Genomic DNA, 3,155 nt, shown 5'->3' on the forward strand with positions numbered 1-3,155 from the left:
CTTTGGAGCTGTTTGTATCTGCGTGAGTAGGTATGGATGGTTTCTGTGCATGGGGTGAGTGAGTATGAGAAGGGCATTCGGTGGATGCCTTGGCACTAGGAGGCGACGAAGGACGTAGCACGCTGCGATAAGCTGTGGGGAGCCGCGAGCAGGCATTGATCCGCAGATTTCCGAATGGGGCAACCCACCCAGCGATGGGTATCGTGATCTGAATACATAGGGTTACGAGGCGAACCCGGGGAACTGAAACATCTCAGTACCTGGAGGAAAAGACATCAATTGAGATTCTGCTAGTAGTGGCGAGCGAACGCGGAACAGGCCAGTCATTTTTGAAGAAGAAGCAGAACAGTCTGGAAAGGCTGACCATAGTGGGTGACAGTCCCGTATGTGTAGTGTCTTTGGAAATGCTTGAGTAGGGCGGGGCACGTGAAACCCTGTCTGAACATGGGGGGACCACCCTCCAAGCCTAAATACTCCCTAGTGACCGATAGCGAACAAGTACCGTGAGGGAAAGGTGAAAAGCACCCCGACGAGGGGAGTGAAAGAGACCTGAAACCGGATGCCTACAAGCAGTCGGAGCCTCTTATGGGGTGACGGCGTACCTTTTGTATAATGGGTCAGCGAGTTTCTGTTTGCAGCGAGCTTAAGCCGATAGGTGTAGGCGTAGCGAAAGCGAGTCTGAATAGGGCGCATAGTTGCTGGCAGAAGACCCGAAACCGAGTGATCTAGCCATGGCCAGGCTGAAGGTGCGGTAACACGCACTGGAGGGCCGAACCCACGCCTGTTGAAAAAGTCGGGGATGAGCTGTGGCTAGGGGTGAAAGGCCAATCAAACTCGGAGATAGCTGGTTCTCCGCGAAATCTATTGAGGTAGACCGTCAGGTGGTTACCCCGGGGGGTAGAGCACTGGATGGGCTAGGGGGGCCCAAAGCCTTACCAAACCCAACCAAACTCCGAATACCCGGAAGTATAGCCTGGCAGACAGACAGTGGGTGCTAAGGTCCATTGTCGAGAGGGAAACAGCCCAGACCACCAGCTAAGGCCCCCAAATCGTGGCTAAGTGGGAAAGGATGTGGGGATTCCATAACAACCAGGAGGTTGGCTTAGAAGCAGCCATCCTTTAAAGAAAGCGTAATAGCTCACTGGTCTAATAGAAACCCTGCGCCGAAAATGTAACGGGGCTCAAGCCACGTGCCGAAGCTGTGGGTGCATATCTATGATATGCGCGGTAGCGGAGCGTTCCGTAAGTCAGTGAAGGAGACGGGGTGACCCTCTCTGGAGATATCGGAAGTGCGAATGCTGACATGAGTAGCGACAAACAGTGCGAGAAACACTGTCGCCGAAAGTCCAAGGGTTCCTGCGCAAGGTTAATCCACGCAGGGTTAGTCGGCCCCTAAGGCGAGGGCGAGAGCCGTAGTCGATGGGAAACAGGTGAATATTCCTGTACCTGCCAGAAGTGACGAATGCGATATGTTGTCAGGTCTTAACGGATTGATCTGGCTTTTGGAGCATTCCAGGAAATAGCTCTGGCGTATAGACCGTACCCGAAACCGACACAGGTGGACTGGTAGAGAATACCAAGGCGCTTGAGAGAACGATGCTGAAGGAACTAGGCAAATTGCTCGTGTAACTTCGGGATAAGCGAGACCCGTTGGTGGGCAACCATTGGCGGGTGGCACAGACCAGGGGGTAGCGACTGTTTATTAAAAACACAGGACTCTGCGAAGTCGAAAGACGACGTATAGGGTCTGACGCCTGCCCGGTGCCGGAAGGTTAAGAGGAGGTGTGAGAGCACTGAATTGAAGCCCCGGTAAACGGCGGCCGTAACTATAACGGTCCTAAGGTAGCGAAATTCCTTGTCGGGTAAGTTCCGACCTGCACGAATGGCGTAACGACTTCCCCGCTGTCTCCAGCATCGGCTCAGCGAAATTGAATTCCCCGTGAAGATGCGGGGTATCCGCGGTCAGACGGAAAGACCCTATGAACCTTTACTGCAGCTTTACAGTGGCATCAGAGACATTCTGTGTAGGATAGGTGGGAGGCTTTGAAGCAGGGGCGCCAGTTCCTGTGGAGCCATCCTTGAAATACCACCCTGAATTTTTCTGATGTCTAACCGTGGTCAGTTAGCCTGATCCGGGACCCTGTATGGTGGGCAGTTTGACTGGGGCGGTCGCCTCCCAAAGTGTAACGGAGGCGCGCGATGGTGGGCTCAGGCCGGTCGGAAACCGGCTGTTGAGTGCAATGGCATAAGCCCGCCTGACTGCGAGAGTGACAGCTCGAGCAGAGACGAAAGTCGGCCATAGTGATCCGGTGGTCCCGCGTGGAAGGGCCATCGCTCAACGGATAAAAGGTACTCTAGGGATAACAGGCTGATCTCCCCCAAGAGTCCACATCGACGGGGAGGTTTGGCACCTCGATGTCGGCTCATCACATCCTGGGGCTGGAGCAGGTCCCAAGGGTTCGGCTGTTCGCCGATTAAAGTGGTACGTGAGCTGGGTTTAGAACGTCGTGAGACAGTTCGGTCCCTATCTGCCGTGGATGTTGGAGACTTGAGAGGATTTGTCCCTAGTACGAGAGGACCGGGATGAACATACCTCTGGTGCACCGGTTGTCGCGCCAGCGGCACCGCCGGGTAGCTAAGTATGGAAGGGATAACCGCTGAAAGCATCTAAGCGGGAAACCCACCTCAAAACTAGGTCTCCCTGAGGGTCGTGGTAGACCACCACGTTAATAGGCCAGGTGTGAAAGCGCGGTAACGCGTGCAGCTAACTGGTCCTAATCACCCAATAGGCTCACTCTCTTACTGTCCCCTTAAAAGGACAGCCCGTGCACAGAAATCATCCATATATCGCCTACTTCTTCATAACCAACCGTCCTCCACACACCCCTTACAGGGTGGACTGGATGACCTGGTGGCCATGGCGGGGAGAGATCCACCCGATCCCATCCCGAACTCGGCCGTGAAAACCCCCAGCGCCTATGATACTGTGGCTTAAGCCACGGGAAAGTCGGTCGCCGCCAGGTCTTCCAATCCACCCTACCCAAATCTTACCCATACAAATTTCAACACACTTACAACCGCGGGGTGGAGCAGCCCGGTAGCTCGTCAGGCTCATAACCTGAAGGCCGCAGGTTCAAATCCTGCCCCCGCAACCA

Annotated in this window: 1 tRNA gene and 2 rRNA genes; all 3 read left to right on the forward strand. The window is 54.7% G+C overall.

The annotated features are described in order from the left end of the window. Positions 1–56: 56 nt before the first annotated feature. The 3 genes from APA10_RS11015 to APA10_RS11025 all read left to right on the forward strand — a co-directional run bounded on the left by APA10_RS11015 (position 57) and on the right by APA10_RS11025 (position 3,155). Positions 57–2,799: ribosomal RNA gene (locus tag APA10_RS11015) — 23S ribosomal RNA — on the forward strand. A 108-nt stretch (positions 2,800–2,907) separates the two neighbouring features. Further along, a 5S ribosomal RNA gene (rrf, locus tag APA10_RS11020) occupies positions 2,908–3,023 on the forward strand. 55 nt (positions 3,024–3,078) lie between these two features. After that, a tRNA-Met gene (locus APA10_RS11025) sits at positions 3,079–3,155 on the forward strand.

Origin of the sequence: Acetobacter pasteurianus subsp. pasteurianus LMG 1262 = NBRC 106471 (assembly GCF_000285275.1) — a bacterium.
In the GTDB taxonomy this organism is placed as follows: domain Bacteria; phylum Pseudomonadota; class Alphaproteobacteria; order Acetobacterales; family Acetobacteraceae; genus Acetobacter; species Acetobacter pasteurianus.